The following is a 26,882-nucleotide window of genomic DNA, read 5'->3' as shown; positions in this document are numbered from 1 at the left end:
ATGCGCGGCTCTGGCCCTTGTTCGCTTGCGCTGATAGCACGAGCTTCCAAAGAGCGGAGGAGACGCCCCCATCATGAGCTTTTCTGCCGATCGCCTGCTGTTATTCGGCGCCACCGGCGACCTCGCCCAGCGGATGCTGCTGCCCTCGCTTGCCGCGCTCCACGCCGATGAGCTAATCGCCGATGATGTCTGTATCGTCGGCACCGCGCGCTCGGACCTAGACGACAATGCCTTCCGTAACTTCGCGCGCGAGGCGCTGGAAAAATACATGCCGGCGGATCGTCGCACAGGCATGGCGCGCTTCCTGAACCGCCTGAGTTACCAGCCGCTCGATGCCACCACATTGGAGGGATACGAAGCGCTCGCCGCCAAGGTCGGCCAGCCCGAGCGCGGCCTCGCCATCTTCCTTTCGACTGCGCCAAGCCTTTTCGAGCCGACCATCGCCGGCCTGCAACATGCCAAGCTAGCGGGCGAAAATGTACGGATCGGGCTGGAAAAGCCGCTCGGAACCTCGCTCGAGACCAGTTGCGAGATCAACGACGCAGTAGCCGCGGCCTTCAGCGAAGACCGGACCTTCCGGATCGACCATTACCTCGGCAAGGAAACGGTCCAGAACCTGCTTGCGCTACGATTTGCCAACATCCTGTTCGAACCGATCTGGAACGCGACCTATATCGAACATGTCCAGATCACTGTCGCCGAGACCGTCGGGCTGGAAGGGCGCGTTGCCTTTTACGACGATGCCGGCGCCCTGCGTGACATGGTCCAGAACCACATGCTGCAATTGCTCGCGCTGGTGTGCATGGAACCGCCGACCGATTTCGATGCCACCGCCATCCGTGACGAGAAGGTCAAGGTGCTGCGGGCGCTCCGCCAGGTCGAGACGGGAGAGACGGTGACCGGGCAGTATCGCGCCGGTGCCATCGAAGGCCAATCAGTCCCGGGTTACGACGAGGAACTGGGCAAGGACAGCACAACCGAAACCTTCGCCGCGATCAAGGCGCATGTCGACAATTGGCGCTGGAAGGGCGTGCCCTTCTACTTGCGCACCGGCAAGCGGCTGCCCGAGCGGGTGACCGAGATCGTCATCCAGTTTCGCTGCATCCCGCATTCGATTTTCGGATCCAAAGGGGCCAAGACCCAGCCCAACCGGCTGGTAATCGGCATCCAGCCCGACGAAAACGTGACACTCAACGTCATGGCCAAGGTCCCCGGGCTCGGCCGCGATGGCATTCGCTTGCGACAGGTGCCGCTCAATATCGCCATGCCTGATGCCTTCAGCGGGAAAATCCGCCGCATTGCTTACGAGCGGCTTCTGCTCGACCTGATCGAAGGCGACCAGACTTTGTTCGTCCGACGCGACGAGGTCGAGGCGCAGTGGGAATGGGTCGACGCCATCCGGGCGAACTGGGAAGCCAGCGACCAGGCTCCGAAGACTTACAGCGCCGGGACATGGGGCCCCAGCGCTGCCATTGCCCTGGCCGAACGCGACGGAGTGAGTTGGCACGATGAGTAAGCTCCACGATACAGTCCACCGCGTCACCCAGCGAGTGATTGAACGCTCCAAGCCGGGTCGACGTGCCTATCTCGATCTGATGGACCGCGAAGCCGAGCGTGCGCCCGACCGCGAGGCGGTGAGCTGTTCTAACCTCGCCCACGCCTATGCCGGCGCGACTGACGACCAGGCCACGATGAAGGCTGGCGGCGCGCACAATATCGGCATCGTTTCGGCCTATAACGACATGCTTTCGGCGCATCAGCCCTATGGACGCTACCCCGAGCGGATGAAGATCTACGCTCGCGAAGTCGGGGCTACGGCGCAAGTTGCCGGCGGCACACCGGCAATGTGCGACGGGGTGACGCAGGGCGAGGATGGGATGGAACTGTCGCTGTTCAGCCGCGACACCATCGCGCTCGCCACCGGGGTCGCGCTCAGCCATGCGATGTATGACAGCGTCGCCTGCCTTGGTATCTGTGACAAGATCGTACCGGGCCTGCTGATGGGCGCACTGCGTTTTGGCCATCTGCCGTGCCTGTTCGTCCCCTCCGGCCCAATGCCCAGCGGCGTCGCCAACAAGGAAAAGCAGCGTGTTCGCCAGCTTTATGCCGAGGGCAAGGTTGGCCGCGACGAATTGCTGGCGAGCGAGATGGGCAGCTATCACTCGCCGGGCACCTGCACCTTTTTCGGCACCGCCAACTCCAATCAGATGATGATGGAGATGATGGGGCTGCACGTTCCCGGCGCGGCCTTCGTCCAGCCGGGCACCAAGCTGCGGCAAGCGCTTGATCGCGCCGCGGTGCACCGGCTGGCGGCGCTGACCGGCTCGAAAGAACGCAGTCTGGCGCGGTGTGTTGATGAAAAGGCCATCATCAACGCCGCAGTTGGATTGCTGGCAACGGGTGGCTCGACCAACCATGCGATCCACATCCCCGCAATGGCGCGGGCAGCCGGGATCGTGTTCGACTGGACCGACCTGTCCGAACTGTCGGGCGTGGTGCCGCTGGTGGCGCGCGTCTATCCCAACGGGTCGGGCGACGTGAACCATTTCCACGATGCCGGCGGCATGGGCTATGTCATCGGCGAATTGCTCGAGGCTGGCCTTGCCCACCGCGATATCGCGACGGTGTGGGAGGGCGACCTGTCGGACTATGCCCGCGAACCGGGCCTTGATGACGACGCCCTTACTTATCGCGACATCGGCACAAGCGGCGATGACACGATGTTGCGGCCGGTCGCCACGCCCTTTGCCAGGGACGGAGGCATGCGGCTGGTCGAGGGCAATCTTGGCCGCGCCTGTTTCAAGACCAGCGCGGTGGAAGAGGAACGCTGGACCATCGAAGCTCCTTGTCGGGTGTTCGAGGACCAACCCTCGGTCGCCGATGCCTTCCGCAAGGGCGAACTCGATCGGGACGTGATCGTGGTCGTGCGATTCCAGGGCCCGCGCGCCAACGGCATGCCGGAATTGCACAAGCTGACCCCGCCGCTCGGCGTCTTGCAGGATCGCGGATACCGGGTCGCGCTGGTCACCGATGGCCGCATGTCGGGCGCAAGCGGCAAGGTACCGGCGGCGATCCATTGCACGCCGGAAGCACTGGGCGGCGGACCACTGGCGCGGCTGCGCGATGGCGATGTGATCAAGCTATGCGCGACCACCGGTTCGCTCTCGACCAGCGCCGATCTCGATGCCCGCGATCCAGCGCCCGATCCGCGCGCTGCATTGGGCGTCGGGCGCGAGATGTTTGCCATGTTCCGCCTCCATGCCGACGGAGCCGAGCAGGGCGCCAGCCCGATGCTGGCGGCGGCCGGACTGTGAGATGGGTGCAGTGACCGAACTTGTCGCTGTCGATATCGGGGGCACCCATGCCCGTTTTGCTATCGCAAGCGTCGCCGGTGACGGGGCGATCACCCTGTCAGAGCCGCAAACGCTGCACACCGAAGACCACGCCAGCTTCCAGACCGCGTGGGAGGATTTTCGCGAACGGATGGGCGGGACCCTGCCCACCGCGGTGAGCATGGCTGTGGCCGGACCAGTCAAGAAAGACGTCATCCGCTTCACCAATAATCCCTGGATCGTGCGCCCTGCGCTGATCGGCGAGAAGCTGGGCTGCGAACGCTTTACGATCGTCAACGATTTCGAGGCCGTTGCCCACGCTGCAGCGCGTGCCCCGGTCGATCAGTTCATCCATCTTGCAGGACCTGAAACCGACCTGCCTGCGAGCGGAACGATCAGCGTGCTCGGCCCTGGCACCGGCTTTGGTGTCGCGCATTTCTGGCGTGACGGGACAGGCGGCTACCGAGTCCAGGCGACAGAGGGTGGGCACGGCGATTTCGCCCCGCTCGACCAGATCGAGGACGCAATTCTCGCCCGCCTGCGCAAGCGCCATAACCGGGTTTCGGACGAACGCGTGGTTTCCGGTCCTGCCATCATCGATATCTACCAGACGCTGGCTGCCATGGAGGGCCGCGCGGTGCAGGAACTCGACGATATCGACATCTGGACCCGCGGGACCAGCGGCGATGACAGTCTTGCGGCTGCCGCAGTTGACCGGTTTTGTCTCGCACTGGGTAGCGTGGCTGGCGATATCGCGCTGGTCCAGGGGGCCAGTGGCGTCGTCATTGCCGGTGGGCTCGGCTACCGCATTCGAGACACGATTATTGCCTCAGGCTTTGCCGACCGCTTCTGTGCCAAGGGCCGGTTCGCCGGTATGATGGCAAGCCTGCCGGTCAAGCTGATCATCCACCCCCAACCGGGCCTGTTCGGCGCAGCGGCCGCCTTTGCAAGGGAGCACCTTTCTTGAGCGATATCGAAACCATCATGCGCACAGCCCCGGTCATTCCGGTCATCGTCATCGACAAGCTCGAGGATGCCGTGCCGCTGGCCGAAGCGCTGGTCGAAGGCGGGCTGCGGGTGCTCGAGGTCACGTTACGGACACCTGTGGCGCTCGACGCCATCCGGGCGATGAAGCGGGTCGACGGCGCAATCGTGGGCGCAGGCACTGTCGTCAACCAGCAGGACTTGGCCGCCGCGCTGGAAGCGGGAAGCGAGTTCATCGTGTCGCCGGGTCTCACCGAAACGCTTGGCCGCGCGGCCATGCGCGAAGGCGTACCCTTCCTGCCGGGTATCGCCAATGCCGGCGACATCATGCGCGGGCTGGATCTGGGCCTTACTCACTTCAAGTTCTTTCCGGCCATGGCGGCAGGCGGTCTGCCGGCGCTCAAGGCCCTTGCCGCCCCTTTCGGCCAGTCCCGCTTCTGCCCTACGGGTGGTATCACCGAAGCCACCGCACCAGAATGGCTCGCCTTCGACCCGGTTCTGTGCGTTGGCGGCAGCTGGGTAGCGCCGCGCGCGCCGGAAGATTTTGCCGCTATCCGCGACTCTGCCCGCGCCGCTGCGGGGTTGGCAGCATGAAAACTCTCGGCGATCTCCGCGAACGACTGCAGGAAATGCATGCCCGCACCGCCGAGACACCGCTGTTCAATCCGGTGTTCCAGCTCTCGCTCGACCTGTCGCGCAAGCTCGAGGCAGGCGAGCTGTCGCTCGACACGATAGAGGGCATGATCTGCGAACTGGAGACCACCGCGCTCGAGGATCGCGCCGGGCGCACCCGTCGCCTGCTAGGCCTACCACGAACCGAAGATGCCCGTCTCGGGCCGAGGTTCACGGATTTCGGTGCTTTCCGCGAGCATTGGGAACAGCCGCGCCTGCACGCCGTGTTCACCGCCCACCCGACCTTCCTGTTGACGCCAGACCAGGCCAGTTCGCTGGCCGGTGCCATCACCGGCGACGGCAGCGTCAGCAACGCCGCTTGCACCGCGACCGAGGACCGGCCCGAAGTCACGCTCGCGTATGAACACGCTCGTGCAATGCGCGCGATCGGCCATGCCCAAGATGCGCGAGACACCATCGTCGCCCGCCTATTGTCTGATGCCGCGGTGCAATGGCCCGACCGCTGGCGCGACCTCAGGCCGCTGCCGTTCCGGTTTGCCAGCTGGGTTGGCTACGACATGGACGGGCGGACCGACATCAAGTGGTACGATTCGATCGGGTTTCGCCTCGCCGAAAAGGCCCAGAGGCTGCGGCGCTACGTTGCCCGGCTCGACCGGATAGACAGCGGCCACAAGCTGCTGGCAAAGCTACATCCCGCGTTGGCCTATGCCGAAGCACGGGCCGAGGATTTCGCGCAGGACCTGACCGATCCGGTCGACCTGAGTGATGCTGCCAATCGGTTGACCGAGGATCACGAGTACAAGCTACTCAGCCTCGAACCCTTTATCGCGGCCCTAGAAGACGAAGCGCAATCTGCGCCCGAGGCGCGCGCAGTCGAGCTGTTATCGCTCGCCGCTGCCATGCGTGCCGACGGGCTTGGAATGGGCTGGATTCATTTCCGTGTGAACGCCAAGCAATTGCACAATGCCATCCGCCGCCGGATCGACGGCGGCGAAATGCTCGACATCGGCAGCCGCGGCGCGCTTGCCGTGTTGCGCAAGATGGTTGCCGAGATCGAGCCGAAGCGCGCCAACTTCGGCGCGCTGGCGATCGAGGCCAGCACTGCCATCCGCCAATTCCTCGCCATGGCGCAGATCCTGCACCATATCGACGCCGATGCGCCGATCCGGATGCTGGTGGCCGAATGTGAACAACCCTCCACCGTCATGGCCGCGCTCTATTTCGCCCGACTGTTCGGGATCGAGGACCGGGTCGACGTCTCGCCATTGTTCGAGACCGAGGCCGCGCTCGAACATGGGGGTCGTTTCCTCGATGCCTTGCTGCAGGAGGACGAATACCGCGCCTATGCGAAGAAGCGTGGCCGCATCTGCATCCAGACCGGCTTTTCCGATGCCGGGCGTTTTGTCGGGCAATTGCCCGCCAGCCTCGCCATCGAGCGCCTGCAGGGCAGGATGGCCGATGCCATGCGTGCCAATGCGCTGACAGGCGTGGCAGCACTGATCTTTAACACCCACGGCGAGAGCATGGGCCGTGGCGCACATCCCGCGAGTTTTCAGGACCGGCTCGAATGGCCGCTCTCGCCTTGGGCGCGGCGACGCTTCGCCGCCGGCAGCATCCGCCTCGAACCCGAGGCCAGTTTCCAGGGCGGAGACGGCTACCAGTTTTTCGAGACGCCCGAACTCGCGCTGGCAACGCTCGAACAGATCGCCGACTACGACTGGACCGAGCACGCGTCGGAAGAACCCGACCCGTTCTACACCCGCACCGACATCAGCCTGGATTTCTACCGCGCGATCAGGGCGCACCAGCGCGAACATCTCGAAAGCGAGACCTATTCGCGTGCGATCACCGCCTTCGGTCTGGGAATGCTGAACTCGACCGGCAGCCGGGTCAGTCGCCGGCAGAGCGATATCTCGGCCGACCGTTCGATGAGCTTGCGGCAGATCCGGGCAATCCCCCACAATGCGATCCTCCAGCAGCTCGGATACCCGGTCAATGTGGTCGCCGGCATCGGCGCGGCCGCAGACGGCAACGAGGAAGACCTCGCGCAGTTGATCGAATCAAGCCCGCGCGGGCGGCAAATGATGCGGCTGGCGCGCAATGCCAATGCACTTGCCAGTATCAAGACAGTCGCCGCCTATGGCGAGTTGTTCAACAGCGCCTATTGGGCCAGCCGCACCTATCGCGGGACCGAGGAGGGCATATCGGAGGCTTGCCAGGCGCTGGCCGACTACCTGACCAAGGACGATCGCAACGGCGTGTTCCGCCGGCTGGCCTCGCGCCTGCGCGTCGACGCGCTGAAATTTCACCGCCTGATCGAGCATTTGTCACCCGAAGAGCCGCTGCCCGAGCGGGAACGCACCCGGCGCACCATCGGCGTATTACAGGCCCTGCGGCTGGCGCTGTTCAAGCATATGTTCCTGCGCGCCGTGTCGCTCCCGAGCTTCAGCCGGGCCAACGACATCAGCCGCGACGACGTGCTTGAGATGGTCTTCACCTTGCGGATCGAAGACGCGCTGGCACAGATGCGCCGCGCCTTCCCGACCAGCTTCCCCCAGCTTGGCGACTTTGCACTCGACGAACCGAGCGACTGGCCTGACGACGAAGGCGCAGGCTATGGCGCGATCGGCCGGCAATTCATCGATCCGATTGAACGTGCCTACTCACTCTCCCTGCGGGTCACCGGGGCCATCGCCAACCATTTCGGGGCCCACGGATAGCCTCCTAGCCTGCGTTAACACTTGCCCGGCTCCTTCGTCCGATTGCGGGACGCCCGTTCGTGGTCATTGGAAATGAGGCCGCGGACCGGGCATAAGGACACCATGAACCAGATGCTCAAATGGATTGGTGGCGCCACGGCGGCCACGGTTATCATCCTCGGCGGCGCGACGCTGGCGAGTTCGATGATGGAAGACGACGGCGCTTCAACGGAGGTCGCGCTCGAAGAGGCAATCCCCGTTGATCCCGCGCAGCTTGCCGACAAGCAGGAAGGCGATGGCGCGCAATTGCAGCCTGCTTCGAGCGCTGCGGACGAAGCTTTCACGGTCAAGCGCATCCTCGATATCGACGGGCCGATCAAATATGGCGAATGGCACTGGAACACCGACAATGTTCCGGCCGACGGAGCGATCGTGATGACGGTCGACCTGGAAGCGCGCGTGATTTCGGTGTTCAAGGGCGGCTATGAAATCGGCGCTTCGGCGGTCCTGCTGGGCACTGACGAGCATCCGACCCCGCTCGGCACCTTTCCGATTAAGTACAAGATGCGCCACAACGTGTCCGAGAAGTACGACAACGCACCGATGCCATATTCGATGTTCCTGACCAATGACGGCATCGCGCTACATGGATCGGACGTCCAGAACGGTTATGCCAGCCACGGCTGCATCGGCATGCCCGACGATTTTGCTGCCAAGGTTTTCGCCGTCGCCAAGAAGGGCGACAAGGTGATCATTACCAATGGCGAGACGCTGGACATGGGCCAGTCTATTTTGTGACGACCTAACCTGTCCGACGCGGCGGCTCGGAGCGAAATACCCATTCCTCGCCTTCGATGGTGGCCAGGACACCGGCCAAGTTGACCTGTTCACCCTGCATCAGACTGTCGGTCATATCCATCGCCGGTCCCAGCATCGTGGTTCGTCCGACCTGCGACACCGCGCGCATTACGGCAAGCCCGGCGATCAACCGGGGCGATCCGAAGCGATATCGCACTTCCTCGCGGTCGCCAGAGAGGTTTTCCTCCTGGTCCTTGCGACAGGCCCAGGCGATGGCGTCCTCGGCATCGCCAAGGTTGGCAACCGTCGCGGCGATTGCTTCGTGCGATACGAGGTCGAATTCGGCCAGTCTCTTGCGAAGCCGAATCCGGTCGAACGCCTCGTTCTCGTTGCTGGGATCGCGAACGGGATCGATCCCCGCCTCGGCAACTACCTGCTCCAGCTCGGCTCTACGAAAGCCCAGCAAGGGGCGCAGATACCGGATGTCCGGACCGGCCAAGAAGGAGGATGCCCGGATCCCAGCCAATCCGTGCAAGCCGCTCCCGCGCGCCAGTCGCATGAAGAAAGTTTCCACCTGGTCATCCAGTTGATGGCCGGTGGCGACGGCCCCGATATCGCGCTCCAACGCCCAATCGCGAAGTGCCGCATAACGTGCCTTGCGGGCCTGATCGAGAGTATTGCCCTCGCCGAGTTCGATGGACAGGGTCGTGCAGGGAATGTCGAGCCTGGCGCAAATTTTCGCGACGAAGGCACATTCCGCAGCCGCTTCGGGCCTCAAGCCATGATCGACACAGGCCACTGCGATGCGCCCCGGCAAGGCAGAATGCGCGAGCAACAACAGGGCCAGGCTATCGGGACCGCCCGAGACCGCCAAGCCGAGCCGACTATCCGGACTGTCCGAACGCGGCCAGGTCTTCGCCAGATCGACCTGGAAGCGTTCTACCTGCTTCGGGTCGACCGGCGTATCAATTGCATTTCACCTTGCGGCGATTGGCCTCGTACTGATCTTGCAGCCGACCGGCCGCGAGCGCGGGATAGGTCTCGCCAAATTCCGCCAGCGCAATACATGCGCGGTCGGTGTCCTTGAGCGCGATCATCGCTTCAGCGAGGTAGAGCAGGCTATCCGCCGCGCGGGCAGCGTTGCGATCGGCCTGGTAATTGCGCAGGAACCAGGGCGCGGCGTCGCGCGCATTGCCCGCATCGAGATAGGCCCGCCCGAGCAGATTGCGGCCATAGGTTGCACGCCAGTGGTTGGGATACTTTTCGACGAACATCGCCAACTGCTGTTGCGCTTCGGGGTAGAACTTGGCTTCCCACAGCCTGAAGCCATAGGAATACTCGTCATCGGCGGCATCATCGGTCTGCGGCTTGGTGATCGCCTGGACCGCAGCTATCCGCGCGGCGCTGGGGCCCGGTGCGGTCTGGGCCGGAGGTGTGGTCGCGTTTGCCACCGCCTGGGTGCGCGCCGCACCGCCGCCTTCGCCGCTCTGAACCGGTGCCAGATTATCAGGGCCGGGGGTTGTTCCGCCGGTATTGGCCGCGCCGACGCGCGGCGTATCGCCTCCGTCGAGTGCCGTCACCCGCGTGGAAAGGCGCATGACTGCGTTAGAGTTCTGTTCGACCTGGCCGGTCAGTCGCTGGAGCGAATCTTCCATCGCATCGAGCCGGGCGAGAATATCGGTGACCGCCGTCGTCGAGGTAACCGCCTGCTGGCTGGCCGTGCTTACTGGCGCTGAATTGTCGATCTGCGGTTCGAAATACCGCCCGTCGCCGCCGGGAAACACGCGCCGCTGCAAGGCCCGCACTTCGGCTTCGAGTTTGCGGACCCGGGCCTCGGCGTTCGCGTCCTGCGCCGCAGCGGGCGCGAGCGGGACCATCAGACCCAGCAATGTTGCGCCCATGATCACACCTGAATGGCGGAACTTCATTGATCGTCCTCTCTGTCGCTTTATAGCGCCACTGCCCGGCTCGCCCCGAACACTGGCTGAATGAGCGCCTGCGGGAGCGAGAACCTCGGCAAAATTAACCGTGATTGGTCTTATGTCGAGGGCGGACCCGCGAATTTTGGGGGAAATGCCTAGCCCGCCGGAGTCGGCTGAGGAGTCGGCGCGGACGGCGGAGCGGCAGTCCGGGTTAACAATGCTTCGGCACTGACCGGCACATCCTTCATTATCTTGTCCTCTTCGGTCAGCTTGGGCACTTCCTTGCCACCAACGGTTATGGTGAAGGCGTGCGGTCGGCCGGTCCATATCTGAGGATTTTCCACGTCGGCGGGAATGGTATAGGTTTCGCCAGCCGCCATTTGTTTCTGCATCAACTGGTTGCCGTTACCATCGTAGAATTTGACCCAGGTATCATCTTCGAGCGCGGTGAAGACCACTTCGCCAGTAGGATCGATCGCCCCTTCCGAACTTGCAGTTATTTCTTCCCGCGCTTCCTGTTGCGCGGCGGCATTGGCCTCTTGTTCGGCGGTAAGGATCGAGCCCGGCCCCGATCCAGGCGCAAAATAGGTGCGATAGAACATGAACCCGCCCGCCAGCAGCAGCGCGATGGCGGCAATCGAGAAGAACACCAGGCCCCGCGACGGGACCCGCGCCGGGTCTCCCGGTTCGAGGGTGTCGACCTTCGCATAGCGCTCGCTCGGCCCGGACGCCCCCATGTCCGCGCGCACCATTTCCACCATCTCACGCTGGTCGAGACCGAGAGCCTTGGCATAACTGCGCGCAAAGCCGATCGCGTAGGTGCGACCCGGCATGCTGGCGTAATTGCCAGCCTCGAGGGCTTCGAGATGGCGCTGCGGTATGCGCGTCTCGCCGGAGAGGTGCTCGAGAGACAAGCCCTGCCGCTCACGCTCTGCACGCAAGTGCTCGCCCGCGCTCGCCATCACCTCCGGTTCCCCGGTTGCTACGTTATCTTCGCTCATAATCTGCCTGCTGCGCGACCCTATCACTTGAGGCGGGTACATCCCAGTGCACTGGCTTGCCTGTCAAGCGCCGAATGTGTGCGGCGCTTCGGCATCCCCCGTGTTGCGCCGCGCCGGTGCGCGGCGGCGATGGACTGCTATTCGGTATCGATGCCACGTTCGGCGGCCCATGCCGTCAACGCTACGCGGATGGAAACTGGCGGAGTGAGCAGCATTTCATTCATGGCCTGCTCTATTTCCTTCAGGTCGACCTGTCGCACCAGTTCCTTGATCGGCCCGACCGAAACCGGGGTGATCGAAAAGCGGTGAATGCCCAGCCCCATCAGGGCCAGGGCCTCCAGCTTCCTCCCACCCATCTCGCCGCAAACGCCAAGATCGACCGGATGACCGATCGTCGACTGCACGATCCGGCGCAGGAACCGCAGGATGGCCGGGCTCAGCCAGTCATAGCGCGCCGCCAGCTTGGGATTGGCGCGATCGGCGGCAAACAGGAACTGGGTCAGGTCGTTGGTGCCGATCGAGATAAACGACACTTTCGGGATCAATATGTCGAGCGCATCTGCCAGCGCGGGCACTTCCAGCATCGCACCGTAGTGGACCACGTCCGGCAACTGCTTCTTCTGTTTGTGCAGGAACGCGGCCTGGTTTTCGAAAATGGCTTTCGCCGCGTCGAACTCCCACGGTTCGCTGACCATGGGGAACATGACTCGCAATTCCTTGCCCGCACATGCCTCCAGCAAGGCACGCGCCTGCACCTTGAGCAGCCCTTCGCGCTCCAGCGCCAGGCGCAATGCACGCCAGCCCATTGCCGGGTTCTCTTCGGTCAGGTTTTCACCTGCGGCAAGATAAGGAACAGCCTTGTCACCGCCGATATCGACTGTGCGGAATACCACCGGTTTGCCACCGGCAGCGTCGAGTACGTCCTTGTACAACCGCAACTGACGCTCGCGCTGCGGAAGGGTTGCCGATACCAGGAACTGGAACTCGGTACGGAACAGCCCGATGCCATCCGCACCCACCAGCGCCAAATTGGCCAGGTCGTCACGCAGTCCGGCATTCATCTGGACCTGGATGCGCGTTCCACAGCGGGTGAAGGGCTCGACGTCGCGCAACTCGGCCAGGGCGGCCTGGCGCTCTTTGCTTTTGGCAAACCGCGCGTCGAAGGCATCGGCAACCTGTGGGGTCGGCCTGATCGTGGCACATGCGTCGTTGCAGTCGAGCAGTATCTCGTCGCCTTCGCCCACGATGCCGCGTAAGCCGCGGACCCGGCCGAGTACCGGGACCCCCATGGCACGGGCAACGATGACAACGTGCGAAGTGAGCGACCCCTCCTCCAGCACGACTCCCTTGAGCCGGCGCTTGTCGTATTCGAGCAGTTCGGCGGGGCCGAGATTCTTGGCGATCAGGATGGTGTCCCGCCGCAATCCCTGGGTCGCGGCCGTGCCGAGCTGGCCCGAAACGATCCGCAGCAGGCGATTGGCCAGATCCTCGAGATCGTGCATCCGATCCTGCAGCAGCGGATCGTCGATTTCCCGCATCCGCATGCGAGTGCGTTGCTGGACACGCTCGATCGCGGCTTCGGCGGTCAGGCCGCTGTCGATAGCTTCGTTGATGCGGCGCGACCAGCCTTCGTCATAGGCAAACATCTTGTAGGTCTCGAGGACCTCCTCGTGCTCGCCACCCTTGCCGAACTCTGCCTGCTGGGAGAGCCCGTCGATCTGGTCCCGCATCTTGTCGAAGGCGCGATAGACGCGCTGGCGCTCCAGCTCGGTATCTTCGGCAACGATCTGGTCGATCTGCACGCGCGGCTGGTGGTAGACAGCGTGGCCGGCGGCAATGCCGTTGACCAATGCCAGGCCGTCCACCGTGATCTGGCCCGTCTGCAACTCGGACTTGCCGACCACTTCCTCGTCGATCAGTTCGGCATTGGCGATCAGTTCCGACAGCACCATCGCGGTCGTCTGCAGCGCCTCGATCTCGACATCTTCATAGCGGCGCGGCTCGACATGCTGGACGTTGAGGGCACCCACGGCCCGCTCGCGATAGACGATCGGAACACCGGCAAAGGAGTGGAACTTGTCCTCGCCGGTTTCCGGACGATACTGGAAGTCGGGGTGCGCGCGCGCTTCGGCAAGGTTGAGCGTTTCGCCATTGGCGACCAGCGTCCCGGTCAGCCCTTCGCCGATCGCCATGCGAGTGACGTGTACTGCTTCCTTGTTAAGGCCGCGGGTCGCGAACAGCTCGAGCATACCTTCGCGCAGGAGATAGATCGAGCACACTTCGCTATCGAGCGCCTCGCCGATGATTTCGGCCACGGAATCGAGTTTGCCCTGCGCATGGATACGCGAGGCCATGACATCATGCAGGCGTGTAAGTATCTGGCGGGCGGCATCGGCAGCAGCAGTCATGCAACGACGCCTAGCCTATTGCCGCCCTTGTGGAAATGCTGCTGCCCGCATTGCGGGCGCGGAGGTCAGTTCGCAGCGATTTCTTCCTTCAGTCGCAGCTTCGCCTTCTTGAGTTCCTGGATTTTCGCCGTGTCAGGTGCCGGTCGGTTCATTTCGTCATTCAGCCTCTCTTCGAGGCCAGCATGTTTGCTTTGAAGGGCGTTGACGTGTGACGAGACCATGGGGCTCTTCTCCTTGAGTTGTACGACCAACAGGAGCGACTCGCCTCGCGGGGCGAACCGCGTATCTGCATACAAACACATTGTACGCAGATTGCGAAGCCTTGTTTCCGCCTATGCGATTGTTAAGACCCTGCGTGCGACGAAATGCATGTCGTCCCTCGGGCCAGGAGAGCCTTCACGTCGTGACCGAAGCAGAACTGCGCAAGAAGCTGGAACATCTCCGGGTCGAGCACCGCGATCTCGACGTGGCCATCGCCGCGCTCGGTGATGCCAATGCTGGCGACCAGTTGCAGATCGCCCGGCTCAAAAAGCGTAAACTTAAACTGCGTGACCAGATCGGCATGATCGAGGATGAGCTGATCCCCGACATTATCGCCTGAATTTCATTATAAAGCGCCCAGACCAAGCTTCGCTGCAAAGCGTGCCATCGCGGGACAGGGATACGTTCCGGTCGGGAGAAAGTGCTTTCCCGTCTTTGCCAGTTGCCTGGCACGGTCTAGCCATTCAGACGATGAGTGCATCGACCGACATAACCGCCACGATTATCGAAGAGCTCTATCCCCAAGCACTGGTTTTGGCCGACGATGTTCGCGCAGCATTTGACCTGGGGACCCCGCGCGAGGTGGGTAACGACTTGGTGCGCATCGCGCTGTCGACCGAGGGACTCAAGACGACCACGCGGATCATGCATGTGCTGGCCTGGCTGCTCAACCAGCGGGCTTATTTCCGCGGCGAGATGAGCGCCTACCAGCTCGAGCGGCACGGACTGCTGCCGCCCGACCGTCCGCCCGAAGACAGCCAGATGGCGCTGTTGGAAATACCCACGCAGTTGTTGATCCTCGAAACCCAGATACTCCACGCACGGGTTGCACGGCTGGACCGGGCCCGCCGGAAGGGCGGGCCGAGCGGATGCGAAGGACCGAATGAAATGCAGGCGCGTCTCCGACACGCCTTTGGCCGGCACTAGCGCAATTCAAGCGGCCGCGAGCGCCTTGCGCCACCGGGCCAGCCTTTCATCGCGCACCCCGTTCCGCATCCCGGGCTCGAAGATTTGCACGCTGCCACGCATGGCGGCGGCGGCGCTTTCCAGCGTCGGATACAGCCCCGCACCGACCGCAGCGCTCATGGCCGCGCCCAGCGCGGTGGTCTCGACGAAATCGGGGCGTTCGACCGTCAGTTGCAGCATGTCGGCAAGGTCCTGCGCCATCCAGTCATTGGCGCTCATCCCGCCGTCGATCTTGAGCCGGGTCCATGGAGCACCGTCGGCGGCGAAAGCTTCAGCCAGATCATGGGTCTGGTGCGCCATCGCCTCCAGCGCGGCTCGCGCGATCTGCGCCTTGCCGCTGGCAAAGCTGAGGCCGGCGATGACCCCGCGCGCATCGGCGCGCCAGTGCGGGGCTCCCAAGCCCGATAGGGCCGGCACGATGACGACCTCACCACTATCCGGGATCGACCGCGCCAGCGCCTCGGTTTCGGCCGCGCTGGAGATCAGGTCGAGTTGGTCGCGCAGCCATTGTACGAGACTCCCGGCGACGAACACCGAGCCTTCCAGCGCATAGGTCCGCTCACCGTCAAGCTGGCACAAGACGGTGCCGAGCATCCGGTTGCTGGAACTCGGGACTTCGCTCCCCTCGTTGGCCAGGACGAAGGCTCCGGTGCCGTAGGTTGCCTTGGTATCGCCGACAGCGAGGCACCCCTGCCCCAGGGTCGCCGATTGCTGGTCGCCGACCATTCCGGCGATGGAAATGGCTCGTCCGAACCAGCTTGCGTCGGTCTGTGCCAACGCGCCGCTTGTATCGACGACATGGGGCAAGGCAGAGCACGGTACGCCGAGCAATTCGCACAGGCCATCATCGAACTGCGCCCCGCCCAGCGCCAGCAACTGGGTCCTACTGGCATTGCTGGCATCGGAGATATGTGCGTCGCCCTTGGTCAGATTGGCGACCAGCCAGCTTTCGATCGTTCCGAAGGCCAAAGTGCCCTTGCGCGCGGCCTGCCTGACCCGCTCGTCGTGATCGAGCAGCCAGCGCATCTTCGTGCCGGAAAAATAGGGATCGAGCAGCAGGCCGGTTTTTTCCTGCACGGCCTCCTCGTGGCCGGCCTCGCGCAATTCGGCACAGAACTGGGCCGTACGCCGGTCCTGCCACACGATTGCGCGTGAGAGCGGCTCCAGCGTCTGGGCATCCCACGCAACGACGGTCTCCCGCTGGTTGGTGATGCCGATACAAGCGATTTGGTCGATCCCTGCCTTGTCGATCACGCGGCGTGCACAGGCGAGCGTGCGGTCCCAGATCTCGCCGGCATCGTGTTCGACCCAGCCGGGTTTGGGATAGTGCTGGGTCAGTTCCTTCTGCGCGACGTGCATCATCCGGCCATTGCGCGCAAAGACCATCGCCCGGGTCGACGTGGTGCCTTCATCGAGTACAAGTATATGGTCCGACAAGCTGCTCTCTCCCGGCGGCTATTTCTTGTCGCGTGACATGCGGCAGTTGCCCCTCCATATGCAAGGCCATGGCACAGTCTCCCCCCAAACCGTGGCCGGTGGGCCTGGTCGAGCGGCCCGAACCGCTGGTGGGCCGTATCCTTGCCCCCAATCCCTCCCCATACACCTTCACGGGTACCCAGACCTATATTGTCGGGACCGAGGGCGAAGTGGCGGTGATCGATCCTGGTCCGGCTAATCCCGAACATATCGAGGCTATTCTCGCCGCCGTGGGCGAGGACCATTTGGTCGCCATCATGTGCACTCATACCCACCGCGACCATTCGCCTGCTGCAGCCCCGCTGGCGGAGCGGACCGGCGCGCCGATCGTCGGCTGCGCTCCGCTGGTCATCGACACCGATCTGCCGCGCTCCGACGAGGCTTTCGATACCACCTATGCCCCGGATCGGGTGCTGTTGGATGGCGAGGCGATGACCGGGCGCGGCTGGACACTCCGCGCGGTCCACACTCCGGGTCATACCTCCAACCACTTGTGTTTCGCGCTGGAGGAAACGGGAGCGCTGTTTACCGGCGATCACGTGATGGGCTGGTCGACCAGCGTCGTCATCCCGCCAGACGGAGATATGGGTCAATACATGGATAGCCTCGACCGGCTCTATCAGCGCGAGGACCGGATCTATTACTCCGCTCACGGTGCACCGATCACCAAGCCGCGCCAACTGGTCCGCGGGATGATCGGCCACCGCCGGCAGCGCGAAAACCAGATTCTGCGCTGTTTGGGTGAAAAGCCGCTGCATTTGCCCGATTTCATACCACTCATGTACAAGGGGCTCGATCCGCGGCTCGACAAGGCTGCTCAGATGAGCGTGTTGGCGCATCTGATCGATCTGGAACGTCGCGGCATGGTGGGCCGTTCGGGGGACATATGGCAAACGACGTAAAGAGCGCTCCGCACAGCGACGAGACAGTGGTGCCCAAGCCAGAGCGCGAGAAATCGCTGGCGCGGGTTCAGGCGGTTCCGTGGCTGATGGTAATTGGGTTGCTGGCAGCGGTGTTCTGGCTGGGCTGGAAGGCATTCGGCCCGAGCGACATGGGCGATCCGCTGGCGACCAGCCTGGTCGCGTTTGAGGAACAGAACACGCTGAACGTGTTCAGCGCCGAATTTGCACCCGTAGTGGCCAGCGACGACAGCCGATTTTTTGGGGCCATCAAGACCAGACAGGTCGCGGTGATCCCGACTCGTGTCACCTATTCGGTCGAGCTCGGCGCAGTCGACCGTTCGCGTTTATCCTGGGACGAGGAAGGCGAGACTTTGAGCGTGCAATTGCCCCAGATCACCGTCGGCAAGCCCAATCTTGATGAAGCCCGCGCGCAATATTTGCGCGAGGGCATCTGGATCAGCCGTGAAGCGCAGGACAAGCTGACACGCGACAATACCCAGCTCGCCGAGCGCGAGGCGCGCAAGCAGGCCACCAACCCGGTGCTGATGAAGCTGGCCCGCGACGCCGCCCGGCAGGCGATCACGCAAAATCTCGCCATTCCCCTCAAGGTGGCAGGCTTTGGCGATGTCGAGATCGTGGTCCGGTTCGACGGCGAGACCGACGGCTAGGTTTTGCTCATCGCACCCGCGGTGTTAGAATTGGCGGAAAGCTGGTCTGAGGGGGAGGAAGAGCGATGGCCACAAGGGCAAGAGATCACACTGTAGCGCAGCGCGAAGCGCGCTTCTTCTTTATCATGGCCTGTATAATGGCGGCGACCGTGGTCGGCGGTTTCGGTCTCAATGCAGCGCTGGGAAGATCGACATTCGACGTACCGTGGCTCTACCATGTTCACGGCCTCACCTTCCTTGGCTGGACCGCATTATACGTTGCTCAAAATACCGCGATATTCCGCGGCAATATCGCGCTTCATCGCCGCATGGGCAAGCTCGCCCTGCTGTTCATTCCAACGATGGTGGTGCTGGCAATTTCACTTACTTTTGTAACGCTGCAGGTACTCGGCGGACCGTTCTTTTTCGGACAGGCCGAGTTCCTGATCGTCAATATCGCGCATATCCTGGCCTTTGCCGCTTTGGCAGTCTGGGCTCTTGCCAGACGACGACAGACCGATTGGCATCGCAGGTTGATGTTCGGTGCCATGGCAACTGTTGCGGCCCCGGGCTTGGCCCGATTGCTGCCGCTGCCGTTCACCATTCCCTATACTTTCCTCGTAGTCTTTCTCGCCGCGATGGTATTCCCTGTCATCGGCATGATCGCCGACAAGCGCCGCAACGGCCGTGTCCACCCGGCATGGTGGTGGACTCTCGCCATTCCGCTCGCCGCACTGGCGATTGGCGAGGCGGTTGCGAAGACCGATTGGGCGTTGGACATAGCGGCAGACCATGTCGCGGGAACGCCCGGTGGCGAGCGCCCGCCACACGCCTTTCTTCCGCCCGGCGTGTTATAAGGTGTGCAAGCCATAGTGCCCGGAACGCACTCGCCTTCGCGACCGTTCTGGCTATAGGATGTGCAACTGCCAACGCTTACAGGATGCGCCATGACCGCTGAAACCAGACTGCCTACGGGCGACGACCTGCTGGACGAGATCAATCGCCTGCGCAAAGAGCGCAACGCGGTGATTCTGGCGCATTATTACCAGACGCCTGACATCCAGGACCTGGCCGATTATGTTGGCGATTCGCTGCAATTGTCGCAGATGGCGGCCGAGACCGATGCCGACGTCATCGCCTTCTGCGGCGTCAAGTTCATGGCCGATACCGCCAAGATCCTCAGCCCGGAAAAGATCGTTGTCCTGCCCGACATGGATGCAGGGTGCAGCCTGGAAGACAGCTGCCCGCCGGAGAAATTCCGCAAGTTTCGCGAGGCCCATCCCGATCACATCGCGCTGACTTACATCAACTGCTCGACCGAGGTGAAGGCGCTCAGCGACGTGATCGTTACCAGTTCCAGCGCCGAGACCATCCTGCAGCAGATCCCCAAGGACCAAAAGATCATCTTCGGGCCCGACCGGCACCTGGGCGGGTATCTCAGCCGCAAATTTGATCGCGAGATGCTGCTGTGGCCCGGCGTCTGCATCGTCCACGAGGCTTTCAGCGAGACCGAGTTGCTCAAGCTGCAGCAAAAACATCCCGGTGCCCCGATCGCTGCCCACCCCGAATGCCCGCCTTCGATCATCGAACACGCCGACTATGTCGGCTCGACCAGCGGAATCCTCAAATTCGCGTCGAATTTCGAAGGCGACACGCTGATCGTCGCGACCGAGCCGCACATCATTCACCAGATGGAAAAGGCGCTACCGGAGAAGAATTTCATCGGCGCGCCGGGTGCAGACGGCAACTGTAGCTGCAATATCTGCCCCTACATGGCGCTCAACACGCTGGAGAAGCTTTATACCGCGCTGCGCGACCTCGAACCGCGCATCGAGATCGAAGAAGGTTTGCGCCTCCAGGCCAAGAAGAGCCTGGACCGGATGCTGGAAATGGCCAGCGCCAGCGTCGGCAAGGGCGATATCGGCGAAGTGCAGATCGAGGACGTGCCGGAAGAGGAAATCCCGAGCGGAGACTGACCCTGCACGCAACCCTTTGTCCGTTCGCGCGTTCGTGAAGGAGGCAATAGGGGTTCAAATCAATGTGGGGCCGAGTGAAAGCTGCCTGGGAGGCAGTCAACGCCAGTTACTGGTTCTATCCGGCGCTGTTCGCACTGACAGCAGTGTTGCTAGCATCACTGACTATTCATCTAGACCGCATCGGCTGGTCCGAACAACTCAGCACGGTCGAGTGGATCCAACCAGCGCGCCCTGAAGGCGCGACCAATATGCTGACCGTCATCGCCGGTTCGATGATCGGGGTCGCGTCGACGGTCTTTTCGATCACCATAGCGGCCGTCGCCTATGCCAGCGGCAACTACGGACCGCGCCTGCTGACCAATTTCATGGAGGACCGCGGCAACCAGTTCAGCCTGGCGACCTTCATCGGCACTTTTGTCTACGCCCTCACCGTGTTGCGCGCGGTCCGGACCGGCGAGGAGAGGGTCTTGCTAGACTTGAGCGTGGCAGGCGAATCCACCGCGTTCGTGCCCCAGTTATCGCTGCTGACGGCCTATGTCCTGATGGCCGTCTCCATCGCAGTACTGGTGTTCTTCCTCAATCACATCCCGGCCTCGATCCGCATCAATTCGGTCCTGCAGGGTATCGGTCAGCGCCTGCTCGACGATATCAAGCAGTTGTTCCCCGAGAAGGTCACCGGGGCAACCGAAGCTGATGTTCCGTTCGGCCGCCCGGTCGATTCCGATACCGTCGGGTATGTCCAGCGGATCGACTTCGGCCGCCTAGATAAGATCGCTAGCGAGGCCGACGGCCATATCAAGCTCGGCGTGCGAACGGGCGAATTCGTCCACCCGCATGTCCCGCTTGCCTATTGGGCCAAGGACGATGAACTCGACGAGCGTCATGACGAGAGTATCCGGGCCTGCTTCACCCTTGGCGGAATGCGCACCCCGACGCAGGACCTGCACTTCCTGATCGATGAACTGGTCGAAATTGGGCTGCGGGCGCTGTCGCCTGGGATCAACGATCCCTTCACGGCGATTACCACGATCCACTGGCTTGGTTCGGCCACGTCCGAACTGGCCCGACGCGACCTGACGCGCAAATTCGGCGATGCCGACCGGGCGGACGAAGACCGGCTCATCCTGCTGGATGATGATTTCACGCATTATGTCGCGCGCGGGTTCGGCGCGATGCGTTCGGCCGTAGCCACAAGCCCGACTGCGGCGCGTGTGACTTATGATGTGCTCTACAATGCTGGCAAGGGATGCAACGACACCAGCCGTCTGCAGATCCTGCGCCGCGAAGGAGAACGCTTGTACCAGCAGGCCGAGCTTGAACTTGAGGGCCCTGCGCTCGAGGACGTTCAGGGCCGATATCAGAGCTTTCTCAAACGCTTCGAAGCCTAACTGAAATCATTGCCCTTTTCACGAGGCGGTGCATGCCTTGGTGCCGCCATGCCTGGCCCCCTGCGCACGCCAGCAACCCGCCCCTGTTGCATGCGTGCAACCACCAGCGCGCTGCCGAGCAGAACCATCCCGAGGATGTCCCACGCTCCCAGGACCTCGCCAAAAACGCCATAGCCATACAGCGCGGCAATCGCAGGCTGGGTCAGCAACGCGAGGCCGATGATGAGCGGGCGGAAGTGACGCAGCGCGAAAACCAGCAATCCCTGGCCGACAAGCTGGCTGAGGACCGAAAGGACGATCAGCGGCGTCCAGTCTGTCGGGATGACCGGCTCGCCCAAGGCCAGCGCCAGCGCCAGTAAGACGGGACAGGCGAAAATGCTGACCCAGACCAGCAGGCTCCACGCACCGATATCCTTGCGCGCGTCCTGCAGTGTCAGCAGGTAGACTGCATAGGCAAGGCCGGCAGCCAGGCAGAACAGGTCCCCCACCAGCGTCGTGGTGCTGATCTCAAGGCTCTCGCCCATCAATATCGCCGCCCCACCCAGCGCGAATGCGATAGCCAGCCATTCGCTGCCGCGCGGCAACATGCGTCCGATAATGAAGCCCCAGAACAGCAATACGATGCTGCCAGCATTGCCGAACAAGGTGGCATTGCCGAGCCGGGTCAGCCGTATGCCGAAATGCCAGCTGGCGAGGTCGAATGCAAAAGCAAGCGAACCAAGCGCAACCAGAACCATCGTTCGCTGCGGTATCCCGCCAAGCCGCTGGCCACTGGCGCGCGCAAGCATTGCGAGGAAGGGGAGCGCCAGCGCGAGGCGCCAGAATGCGGCGCTGACGGGACCACTGTCTGCCAGCCGCACGCTCCAAGGGCCCAGTGCCAGGGCGACATTGCCCGCCAGCAACGCCAGCAACAGCCACCATTGCCGCCCTGACAGTTTTTCGACGGTTGCGCCCTCCATGTCTGTGTCCTAGCCGCTGGCGCAACAGTTTTAAAAGAAAATGCGCCGAGAGGATGACGTATGCATGATAGCCTTTTCCAGCCGCTGAAGATGGGGGCGCTCGAAGCCCAGAACCGTATCTTCATGGCTCCGCTGACGCGTGGTCGCGCGACCCAGCCTGGATCGATCCCCAACGACATGATGGCAACCTATTACCGCCAGCGTGCCGGTGCCGGGCTGATCATCTCCGAAGCCACCGGTATCAGCCGCGAAGGGCTTGGCTGGCCCGCCGCGCCAGGTATCTGGAGCGAAGAGCAGACCGAAGGCTGGAAGCAGACGACCGAGGCCGTGCACGAGGAAGGCGGGCTGATCGTCCTGCAATTGTGGCACATGGGCCGGCTGGTCCATCCCTCGTTCCTCGATGGCGAACCGGGCGTTTCCGCCAGCGCCACCACCGCGCCCGATCATGCCCATACGGCAACCGGCCGCCAGCCGCACCAGCAGGCCCGCGCGCTAGGCACGGACGAGATCAAGCGCGTCGTCGGTGACTATGCCCATGCCGCCGAGAACGCTCGCAAGGCAGGTTTCGACGGAGTGCAATTGCACGGTGCCAATGGTTATCTGGTAGACCAGTTCCTTCGCTCGAGCACTAATCTGCGCGAGGATGAATATGGCGGCTCGGTCGAAAACCGCTGCCGCTTTCTCGATGAAGTGCTCGAGGCACTGGTGGGCGTATGGGGCGCGGACCGGGTTGGAGTGCGACTTTCTCCCAACGGCGAAACCCAAGGCTGTGACGATCCCGATCCCGCGGGCCTGTTCGGCGCTGCCGCCTCGGTGGTTGAAAAGCATGGCCTCGCATTTCTCGAACTGCGCGAGCCCGGACCCAATGGCACTTTCGGCCAGACCGACGTCCCCAAGCAGAGTCCGCTAATCCGGCAGCGATATTCCGGCGCTCTGGTGCTCAACAGCGACTACGATGCCGCCGGGGCAGAAGCTGATATCGCCAGCGGCAAGGCCGACGCAATCTCGTTCGGGCGCCCCTATATCTCCAACCCTGATCTCGATGTCCGCATCGCTCGTGGTGCCAAGTTTGCTCCCAATACAAATGTGCCCAAAAGCTGGTATTTGCCGGGTCCTGAAGGTTATATCGACTACCCGACACTCGAGATGGAGAAGGCGAAGGTCGCCTGACCGCGATGCACCCAAAATCATGGCTTCTCGCCCCGGCTGACAGCGAAACCAAGTTGGCAAAGGTACCCGGCATAGGTGCCGGGGCAGTCGTGCTCGATCTGTCCTCGGTGGCCGAAGACTGCAAGAAGGCGGCGCGGCAGAACGCGGTCGATTTCCTCGCCGGATACAAGGTGCACAGCTTTTACCGCTGGGTGCGCATCAATCCAATCGGCAGCCCGCATTGGAAGGAAGACCTCGTTGCGGTCATGGGGCAGCAGCCGCACGGCATTGTCCTGCCCCGGGCGACTGGCGCACAGCAGGTGCAACTGCTGGCCGCCGAAATATACGAATTGGAACCCGCCAGCGGGTGCGAGCACAATTCGGTAAGGATCATCCCGCAGGTCGGTGACACCCCCGAAGCCGCGCTGGCAATAGAGGAATTCGCGCACGATCCGCACCCGCGTATCCTGGGGCTGTCATGGGACCTGCAGGCGCTGGTCTCGGCGGCCCATATGACCAGCACCGACAATGATGTGACACGCAATGTGCGTGCCCGGATCTTGTTGACGGCCAAGGCGCAGAGGCTCCTGGCGATCGAGAGTGCCTCGGGAATGGTCAAGCGAAAGGACGCGCTCGAGGCTGCGGCCAGGCGAGCCCGCACAACCGGCTTCGACGCCATGCTGGCGCGGCATCCAGCGCAGGTGGCCGTGATCGACGATGTCTTTGCGCCCGATGACAAGGATCGTGCGGCGGCGAACACTATTATATCGACCTTCGCGCTTTACCCTGACACGCAGATCGTGACCGTGGGAGGGCGCAACTTTGATCGAACCGCGCTGCAGCACGCGAAGCGGTTGCTCGACGATGGTTAGTCTTCGGCGGCCGGCGCACCTGATTGGTCTTCAGCTTCCGCCGCGCCGGTATCGGAAGCTTCTGTGCCCGCATCGGAACGTGATGACTGCGCCTCACCGTTTCCGCCATCGTCCTGCGGGGAGCTTCCGCTGCTCTCCTGCCCTGCCGAAGGCGAGGATGATCGCAGTTCCTCAACCGGGATCATCGCGTCACTGATTGTGCCGCCGAGGATTTCGCCCTGCGCTCCGGCACCTTCCTCGGTCGGAGCAACTTTTTCCGACCCCTCGTCGCAGCCTGCCAGCATCAAGGTGGCAAATCCCATCGCCGCTGCGGTTATCCTCCCTGTCATGCCGTTTCTCCTTCGAGCGCGCCAAAGAAAGCTGGCGCGGTGCGCTGTAGCGCCTCGTCCCATTCTTGCGGCGTCACATTCATTCCAAGATGCGCGAGGCTGGTGACCCCGAATTCGTCGATCCCACATGGCACAATTCCGCTGAAATGTGCCAGATCAGGGTCAAGATTGATCGAAAACCCGTGCATGGTTACCCAGCGCCGAACCCGCACGCCTATGGCACCGATCTTTGCCTCCCGACCATCGCCGTCATGGGTCCAGATGCCGACCCGCCCGTCGACCGACCAACCCTTTACGCCAAAGCCAGCGAGAGTGGCGACGACCCAATCCTCGAGCGCGTGGACGAACCGGCGCACATCCTTGCCGCGTGTCCTCAGGTCGAGCAGCACATACCCGATGCGTTGGCCGGGGCCGTGATAGGTATAGCGGCCACCTCGCCCTGCTTCGACAACCTCGAACCGCGGATCCAGCAATTCGGAAGCGGCGGCACTGGTACCGGCGGTATAGACAGGCGGATGTTCGAGGCACCAGATCAGCTCGCGCGCCGTTCCGGCGGCGATCGCAGCATTGCGTTCCTCCATTGCCGAAAGCGCGGTGCGATAGGGCACAGGGGCCGTTTCCAGCTGCCATTCCGGCTGTATCGGGCTTTGTATAAGCGGGTGCGCCATAATCCTTCATTGCGTGGCGTGCGCGAGTGCGCTTATCAAGAGGTAATGACACAAGCTCCCGAACGCCGGACCAAATTCGACATGACCAGTGCCTGGGAGCAGGGCGTAGCCATGCTGCGCGCCAATTCCAGCGTGGTTTCCGTTATCGCGGGGGTGTTCTTCTTTCTCCCGCTTGCGGCCCTCCTTTATCTCCTGCCCGACCTCAGCAATGACCCTGCCTTTGCTGGCAACGCAGGCAATCCCGAGGCCATGACCAAGGCAATCACCGCCGTAATGGCCGAAACCTGGTGGATGATCCTGATCGTGATCGTTTCGCAGTCGATTGGGCAATTGGCCCTCTATCGCCTGCTCAATGACCGGTCCCGGCCAACCGTTGCGGAGGCGCTGAAGTTCGGGGCCGTCGCTTTCCTGCCCTATATCGGCGCGATGATCCTGGCTGAAGTGGTCCGACTGGTGGTGGTCGGGATTCCCACCACGCTGGCGGGCACGGTCGGGCTCGGCGCGGTGTTTGCGTTGATCGGATTGGTGGCCACGATCTACCTTTACGTGAAGTTCTCGCTGATTGCCCCGGTGGTGGGGATCGCCAAGGAACTCAATCCGTTCAGCGTGCTGTTGCGAAGCTGGAAGCTCACCCGGCACAATTCACTGCGCCTGTTCCTGTTCTATTTCCTGCTGGTTGTGGCCTTTGCCGTGCTCTGGCTGGTCGCAACGCTGGTGATGACACTGGTGTTCGGTCTGATGGGTCCAGGCGTTGCCGGATTCGGGTTCATACTCAGCACAGCGGTCGCCATGTCGGCATTCTGGTGCGTCTATCTGGCGGTATTGAGCGCCATATTCCACCAGCTCGGCGGTGTGTCAGAGACCGTCGCGCAGGCCTGAGGGCGCGGCTCGTCAGTCTTTCCAGCCCCAGAACAGCTTGCACGGCAACACGTTCCAGAATTCGAACCCGCTGTCGATTCGTTCGAAACGGGTCCGCATCAGGTCGCGCACCGCGGCGGTAAACTGATAGGCCATGAAGGCTCCGCCCGGCCGCAGTATGCGGTGGGTGGCAGCCATGATCGCCTCGCCCACCCCGCCGGGAAGGGTCGAGAACGGCAGGCCCGACAGGATGTAATCGGCGTGATCGTGGCCGGCGAGACGAACGATATCCTCGACATCCTCGGCCGACCCCAGGACGGCGGTAAAGCGGCTGTCAGTAATGGTGCGGTTGAGATAATCGACGTAGAGCGGGTTGGTATCGATCGCGATCAAGCGCGCGTTGCCCTTCATCTTCTCGAGCACCGGCAAGCAGAATGTGCCGACCCCGGGACCATATTCGACGAACATGTCGCAGCGGTTCCAGTCGACCGGTTCCAGCATGCTGGCGATAGTGAAGCGCGAGGACGGGATGATCGAGCCGACCATGCGCGGTTCCTCGACAAATCCTTTGAAGAACACACCCCACTGGCCGAAATAACGCGCCGCGAGATTGCTCATCCGATCGCGCAGGCGCTCGACCGTTTTCGCACTTTC

At 62.8% G+C, this 26,882-nt stretch carries 26 protein-coding genes; 16 read left to right on the top strand and 10 right to left on the bottom strand.

Annotated elements, in window-relative coordinates; all coding sequences use genetic code 11:
• Positions 1 to 73 precede the first annotated feature (73 nt).
• The 6 genes from zwf (at position 74) to ACXYL9_RS13195 (ending at position 8,446) form a co-directional block, all read left to right on the top strand.
• Positions 74 to 1,516: a glucose-6-phosphate dehydrogenase gene (gene zwf, locus ACXYL9_RS13220; RefSeq protein WP_459040027.1), complete on the top strand. Its 1,443-nt coding sequence runs from the start codon at positions 74 to 76 to the stop codon at positions 1,514 to 1,516.
• Positions 1,509 to 3,314 (top strand): phosphogluconate dehydratase, encoded by a 1,806-nt coding sequence (gene edd / locus ACXYL9_RS13215; RefSeq protein ID WP_459040026.1) that lies wholly within the window; start codon positions 1,509 to 1,511, stop codon positions 3,312 to 3,314. The genes zwf and edd overlap by 8 nt, the downstream gene beginning before the upstream one ends.
• Position 3,315: 1 nt before the next feature.
• The gene (locus ACXYL9_RS13210) at positions 3,316 to 4,299 is read left to right on the top strand and encodes a glucokinase (protein WP_459040025.1); all 984 of its coding nucleotides are present in this window, start codon (positions 3,316 to 3,318) and stop codon (positions 4,297 to 4,299) included.
• The gene (eda, locus tag ACXYL9_RS13205; protein WP_459040024.1) at positions 4,296 to 4,910 is read left to right on the top strand and encodes a bifunctional 4-hydroxy-2-oxoglutarate aldolase/2-dehydro-3-deoxy-phosphogluconate aldolase; all 615 of its coding nucleotides are present in this window, start codon (positions 4,296 to 4,298) and stop codon (positions 4,908 to 4,910) included. The genes ACXYL9_RS13210 and eda overlap by 4 nt, the downstream gene beginning before the upstream one ends.
• Positions 4,907 to 7,669, top strand: a complete 2,763-nt coding sequence (locus ACXYL9_RS13200; RefSeq protein ID WP_459040023.1) for a phosphoenolpyruvate carboxylase — start codon at positions 4,907 to 4,909, stop codon at positions 7,667 to 7,669. Before eda ends, ACXYL9_RS13200 begins: the two co-directional genes overlap by 4 nt.
• A 102-nt stretch (positions 7,670 to 7,771) precedes the next feature.
• Positions 7,772 to 8,446 carry a L,D-transpeptidase family protein gene (locus ACXYL9_RS13195; protein WP_459040022.1) on the top strand — a complete coding sequence of 225 codons (675 nt, stop codon included), beginning with the start codon at positions 7,772 to 7,774 and terminating at the stop codon, positions 8,444 to 8,446.
• 4 nt (positions 8,447 to 8,450) lie between these two features.
• Here the strand turns inward: ACXYL9_RS13195 and tilS are convergent, their stop codons facing one another.
• From tilS to ACXYL9_RS13170, 5 genes are all read right to left on the bottom strand, one after another.
• Positions 8,451 to 9,320: a tRNA lysidine(34) synthetase TilS gene (gene tilS / locus ACXYL9_RS13190; protein WP_459040021.1), complete on the bottom strand. Its 870-nt coding sequence runs from the start codon at positions 9,318 to 9,320 to the stop codon at positions 8,451 to 8,453.
• A 91-nt stretch (positions 9,321 to 9,411) separates the two neighbouring features.
• Entirely contained in the window at positions 9,412 to 10,374 is a 963-nt protein-coding gene (locus ACXYL9_RS13185) for a tetratricopeptide repeat protein (protein ID WP_459040020.1), read from the bottom strand.
• A 149-nt stretch (positions 10,375 to 10,523) separates the two neighbouring features.
• Positions 10,524 to 11,369, bottom strand: a complete 846-nt coding sequence (locus tag ACXYL9_RS13180; RefSeq protein ID WP_459040019.1) for a helix-turn-helix domain-containing protein — start codon at positions 11,367 to 11,369, stop codon at positions 10,524 to 10,526.
• 137 nt (positions 11,370 to 11,506) lie between these two features.
• Entirely contained in the window at positions 11,507 to 13,777 is a 2,271-nt protein-coding gene (gene ptsP, locus ACXYL9_RS13175) for a phosphoenolpyruvate--protein phosphotransferase (RefSeq protein ID WP_459040018.1), read from the bottom strand.
• A gap of 65 nt (positions 13,778 to 13,842) precedes the next feature.
• On the bottom strand, positions 13,843 to 13,998 hold the full coding sequence (locus ACXYL9_RS13170; protein ID WP_459040017.1) for a YdcH family protein: 156 nt from the start codon (positions 13,996 to 13,998) through the stop codon (positions 13,843 to 13,845).
• Between the two features lie 182 nt (positions 13,999 to 14,180).
• On the opposite strand from ACXYL9_RS13170, the gene ACXYL9_RS13165 reads away from it, so the two are divergent.
• Both ACXYL9_RS13165 and ACXYL9_RS13160 read left to right on the top strand, forming a co-directional pair.
• Positions 14,181 to 14,378, top strand: a complete 198-nt coding sequence (locus ACXYL9_RS13165) for a YdcH family protein (RefSeq protein ID WP_459040016.1) — start codon at positions 14,181 to 14,183, stop codon at positions 14,376 to 14,378.
• 131 nt (positions 14,379 to 14,509) lie between these two features.
• Positions 14,510 to 14,965: a DUF1465 family protein gene (locus ACXYL9_RS13160; protein ID WP_459040015.1), complete on the top strand. Its 456-nt coding sequence runs from the start codon at positions 14,510 to 14,512 to the stop codon at positions 14,963 to 14,965.
• 6 nt (positions 14,966 to 14,971) lie between these two features.
• Here the strand turns inward: ACXYL9_RS13160 and glpK are convergent, their stop codons facing one another.
• Complete coding sequence (gene glpK, locus ACXYL9_RS13155; protein WP_459040014.1) at positions 14,972 to 16,441, bottom strand: glycerol kinase GlpK; 1,470 nt, start codon at positions 16,439 to 16,441, stop codon at positions 14,972 to 14,974.
• A gap of 68 nt (positions 16,442 to 16,509) precedes the next feature.
• Between glpK and ACXYL9_RS13150 the strand changes: the two genes are divergently transcribed.
• The 5 genes from ACXYL9_RS13150 (at position 16,510) to ACXYL9_RS13130 (ending at position 21,393) form a co-directional block, all read left to right on the top strand.
• Positions 16,510 to 17,382, top strand: a complete 873-nt coding sequence (locus tag ACXYL9_RS13150) for an MBL fold metallo-hydrolase (RefSeq protein ID WP_459040013.1) — start codon at positions 16,510 to 16,512, stop codon at positions 17,380 to 17,382.
• Positions 17,367 to 18,050 (top strand): DUF4230 domain-containing protein, encoded by a 684-nt coding sequence (locus ACXYL9_RS13145; protein ID WP_459040012.1) that lies wholly within the window; start codon positions 17,367 to 17,369, stop codon positions 18,048 to 18,050. The genes ACXYL9_RS13150 and ACXYL9_RS13145 overlap by 16 nt, the downstream gene beginning before the upstream one ends.
• A gap of 65 nt (positions 18,051 to 18,115) precedes the next feature.
• On the top strand, positions 18,116 to 18,886 hold the full coding sequence (locus ACXYL9_RS13140; RefSeq protein WP_459040011.1) for a hypothetical protein: 771 nt from the start codon (positions 18,116 to 18,118) through the stop codon (positions 18,884 to 18,886).
• A gap of 90 nt (positions 18,887 to 18,976) precedes the next feature.
• The gene (gene nadA / locus ACXYL9_RS13135) at positions 18,977 to 20,005 is read left to right on the top strand and encodes a quinolinate synthase NadA (protein ID WP_459040010.1); all 1,029 of its coding nucleotides are present in this window, start codon (positions 18,977 to 18,979) and stop codon (positions 20,003 to 20,005) included.
• A gap of 74 nt (positions 20,006 to 20,079) precedes the next feature.
• Positions 20,080 to 21,393: a DUF2254 domain-containing protein gene (locus ACXYL9_RS13130; protein WP_459040009.1), complete on the top strand. Its 1,314-nt coding sequence runs from the start codon at positions 20,080 to 20,082 to the stop codon at positions 21,391 to 21,393.
• On the opposite strand, the gene ACXYL9_RS13125 is transcribed toward ACXYL9_RS13130, so the two are convergent.
• On the bottom strand, positions 21,390 to 22,352 hold the full coding sequence (locus ACXYL9_RS13125) for a DMT family transporter (protein ID WP_459040008.1): 963 nt from the start codon (positions 22,350 to 22,352) through the stop codon (positions 21,390 to 21,392). The two genes, ACXYL9_RS13130 and ACXYL9_RS13125, sit on opposite strands and share 4 nt — an antisense overlap.
• Before the next feature lie 60 nt (positions 22,353 to 22,412).
• On the opposite strand from ACXYL9_RS13125, the gene ACXYL9_RS13120 reads away from it, so the two are divergent.
• Positions 22,413 to 23,522, top strand: a complete 1,110-nt coding sequence (locus ACXYL9_RS13120; protein WP_459040007.1) for an alkene reductase — start codon at positions 22,413 to 22,415, stop codon at positions 23,520 to 23,522.
• A gap of 5 nt (positions 23,523 to 23,527) precedes the next feature.
• On the top strand, positions 23,528 to 24,373 hold the full coding sequence (locus ACXYL9_RS13115; protein ID WP_459040006.1) for an HpcH/HpaI aldolase/citrate lyase family protein: 846 nt from the start codon (positions 23,528 to 23,530) through the stop codon (positions 24,371 to 24,373).
• Here the strand turns inward: ACXYL9_RS13115 and ACXYL9_RS13110 are convergent.
• Both ACXYL9_RS13110 and lipB read right to left on the bottom strand, forming a co-directional pair.
• Positions 24,370 to 24,702 carry a hypothetical protein gene (locus ACXYL9_RS13110; protein ID WP_459040005.1) on the bottom strand — a complete coding sequence of 111 codons (333 nt, stop codon included), beginning with the start codon at positions 24,700 to 24,702 and terminating at the stop codon, positions 24,370 to 24,372. The genes ACXYL9_RS13115 and ACXYL9_RS13110 overlap by 4 nt on opposite strands.
• Positions 24,699 to 25,370: a lipoyl(octanoyl) transferase LipB gene (gene lipB / locus ACXYL9_RS13105; protein ID WP_459040004.1), complete on the bottom strand. Its 672-nt coding sequence runs from the start codon at positions 25,368 to 25,370 to the stop codon at positions 24,699 to 24,701. Before lipB ends, ACXYL9_RS13110 begins: the two co-directional genes overlap by 4 nt.
• A gap of 45 nt (positions 25,371 to 25,415) precedes the next feature.
• On the opposite strand from lipB, the gene ACXYL9_RS13100 reads away from it, so the two are divergent.
• Positions 25,416 to 26,249, top strand: coding sequence for a glycerophosphoryl diester phosphodiesterase membrane domain-containing protein (locus ACXYL9_RS13100; protein ID WP_459040003.1), 834 nt, complete (start codon positions 25,416 to 25,418; stop codon positions 26,247 to 26,249).
• 12 nt (positions 26,250 to 26,261) lie between these two features.
• Here ACXYL9_RS13100 and ACXYL9_RS13095 read toward each other — a convergent pair whose 3' ends face one another.
• Complete coding sequence (locus ACXYL9_RS13095; RefSeq protein ID WP_459040069.1) at positions 26,262 to 26,846, bottom strand: class I SAM-dependent methyltransferase; 585 nt, start codon at positions 26,844 to 26,846, stop codon at positions 26,262 to 26,264.
• Between the last annotated feature and the right edge of the window lie 36 nt (positions 26,847 to 26,882).

The organism is Qipengyuania sp. CAU 1752 (assembly GCF_054482615.1).
This window is presented reverse-complemented; position numbering and strand designations above follow the sequence as displayed.

Bases quoted from the DNA above. Each gene is read 5' to 3' on its own strand.
- ACXYL9_RS13195 (WP_459040022.1), top strand. From the start codon at position 7,772: ATGAACCAGATGCTCAAATGGATTGGTGGCGCCACGGCGGCCACGGTT.
- ACXYL9_RS13185 (WP_459040020.1), bottom strand. From the start codon at position 10,374: ATGAAGTTCCGCCATTCAGGTGTGATCATGGGCGCAACATTGCTGGGT.
- ACXYL9_RS13150 (WP_459040013.1), top strand. From the start codon at position 16,510: ATGGCACAGTCTCCCCCCAAACCGTGGCCGGTGGGCCTGGTCGAGCGG.
- ACXYL9_RS13100 (WP_459040003.1), top strand. From the start codon at position 25,416: ATGACACAAGCTCCCGAACGCCGGACCAAATTCGACATGACCAGTGCC.
- ACXYL9_RS13145 (WP_459040012.1), top strand. From the start codon at position 17,367: ATGGCAAACGACGTAAAGAGCGCTCCGCACAGCGACGAGACAGTGGTG.
- ACXYL9_RS13115 (WP_459040006.1), top strand. From the start codon at position 23,528: ATGCACCCAAAATCATGGCTTCTCGCCCCGGCTGACAGCGAAACCAAG.
- ACXYL9_RS13140 (WP_459040011.1), top strand. From the start codon at position 18,116: ATGGCCACAAGGGCAAGAGATCACACTGTAGCGCAGCGCGAAGCGCGC.
- ACXYL9_RS13120 (WP_459040007.1), top strand. From the start codon at position 22,413: ATGCATGATAGCCTTTTCCAGCCGCTGAAGATGGGGGCGCTCGAAGCC.
- ACXYL9_RS13200 (WP_459040023.1), top strand. From the start codon at position 4,907: ATGAAAACTCTCGGCGATCTCCGCGAACGACTGCAGGAAATGCATGCC.
- ACXYL9_RS13210 (WP_459040025.1), top strand. From the start codon at position 3,316: ATGGGTGCAGTGACCGAACTTGTCGCTGTCGATATCGGGGGCACCCAT.
- ACXYL9_RS13180 (WP_459040019.1), bottom strand. From the start codon at position 11,369: ATGAGCGAAGATAACGTAGCAACCGGGGAACCGGAGGTGATGGCGAGC.
- ACXYL9_RS13160 (WP_459040015.1), top strand. From the start codon at position 14,510: ATGAGTGCATCGACCGACATAACCGCCACGATTATCGAAGAGCTCTAT.
- nadA (WP_459040010.1), top strand. From the start codon at position 18,977: ATGACCGCTGAAACCAGACTGCCTACGGGCGACGACCTGCTGGACGAG.
- zwf (WP_459040027.1), top strand. From the start codon at position 74: ATGAGCTTTTCTGCCGATCGCCTGCTGTTATTCGGCGCCACCGGCGAC.
- ACXYL9_RS13110 (WP_459040005.1), bottom strand. From the start codon at position 24,702: ATGACAGGGAGGATAACCGCAGCGGCGATGGGATTTGCCACCTTGATG.
- lipB (WP_459040004.1), bottom strand. From the start codon at position 25,370: ATGGCGCACCCGCTTATACAAAGCCCGATACAGCCGGAATGGCAGCTG.
- ACXYL9_RS13170 (WP_459040017.1), bottom strand. From the start codon at position 13,998: ATGGTCTCGTCACACGTCAACGCCCTTCAAAGCAAACATGCTGGCCTC.
- ACXYL9_RS13125 (WP_459040008.1), bottom strand. From the start codon at position 22,352: ATGGAGGGCGCAACCGTCGAAAAACTGTCAGGGCGGCAATGGTGGCTG.
- ACXYL9_RS13095 (WP_459040069.1), bottom strand. From the start codon at position 26,846: ATGAGCAATCTCGCGGCGCGTTATTTCGGCCAGTGGGGTGTGTTCTTC.
- ptsP (WP_459040018.1), bottom strand. From the start codon at position 13,777: ATGACTGCTGCTGCCGATGCCGCCCGCCAGATACTTACACGCCTGCAT.
- edd (WP_459040026.1), top strand. From the start codon at position 1,509: ATGAGTAAGCTCCACGATACAGTCCACCGCGTCACCCAGCGAGTGATT.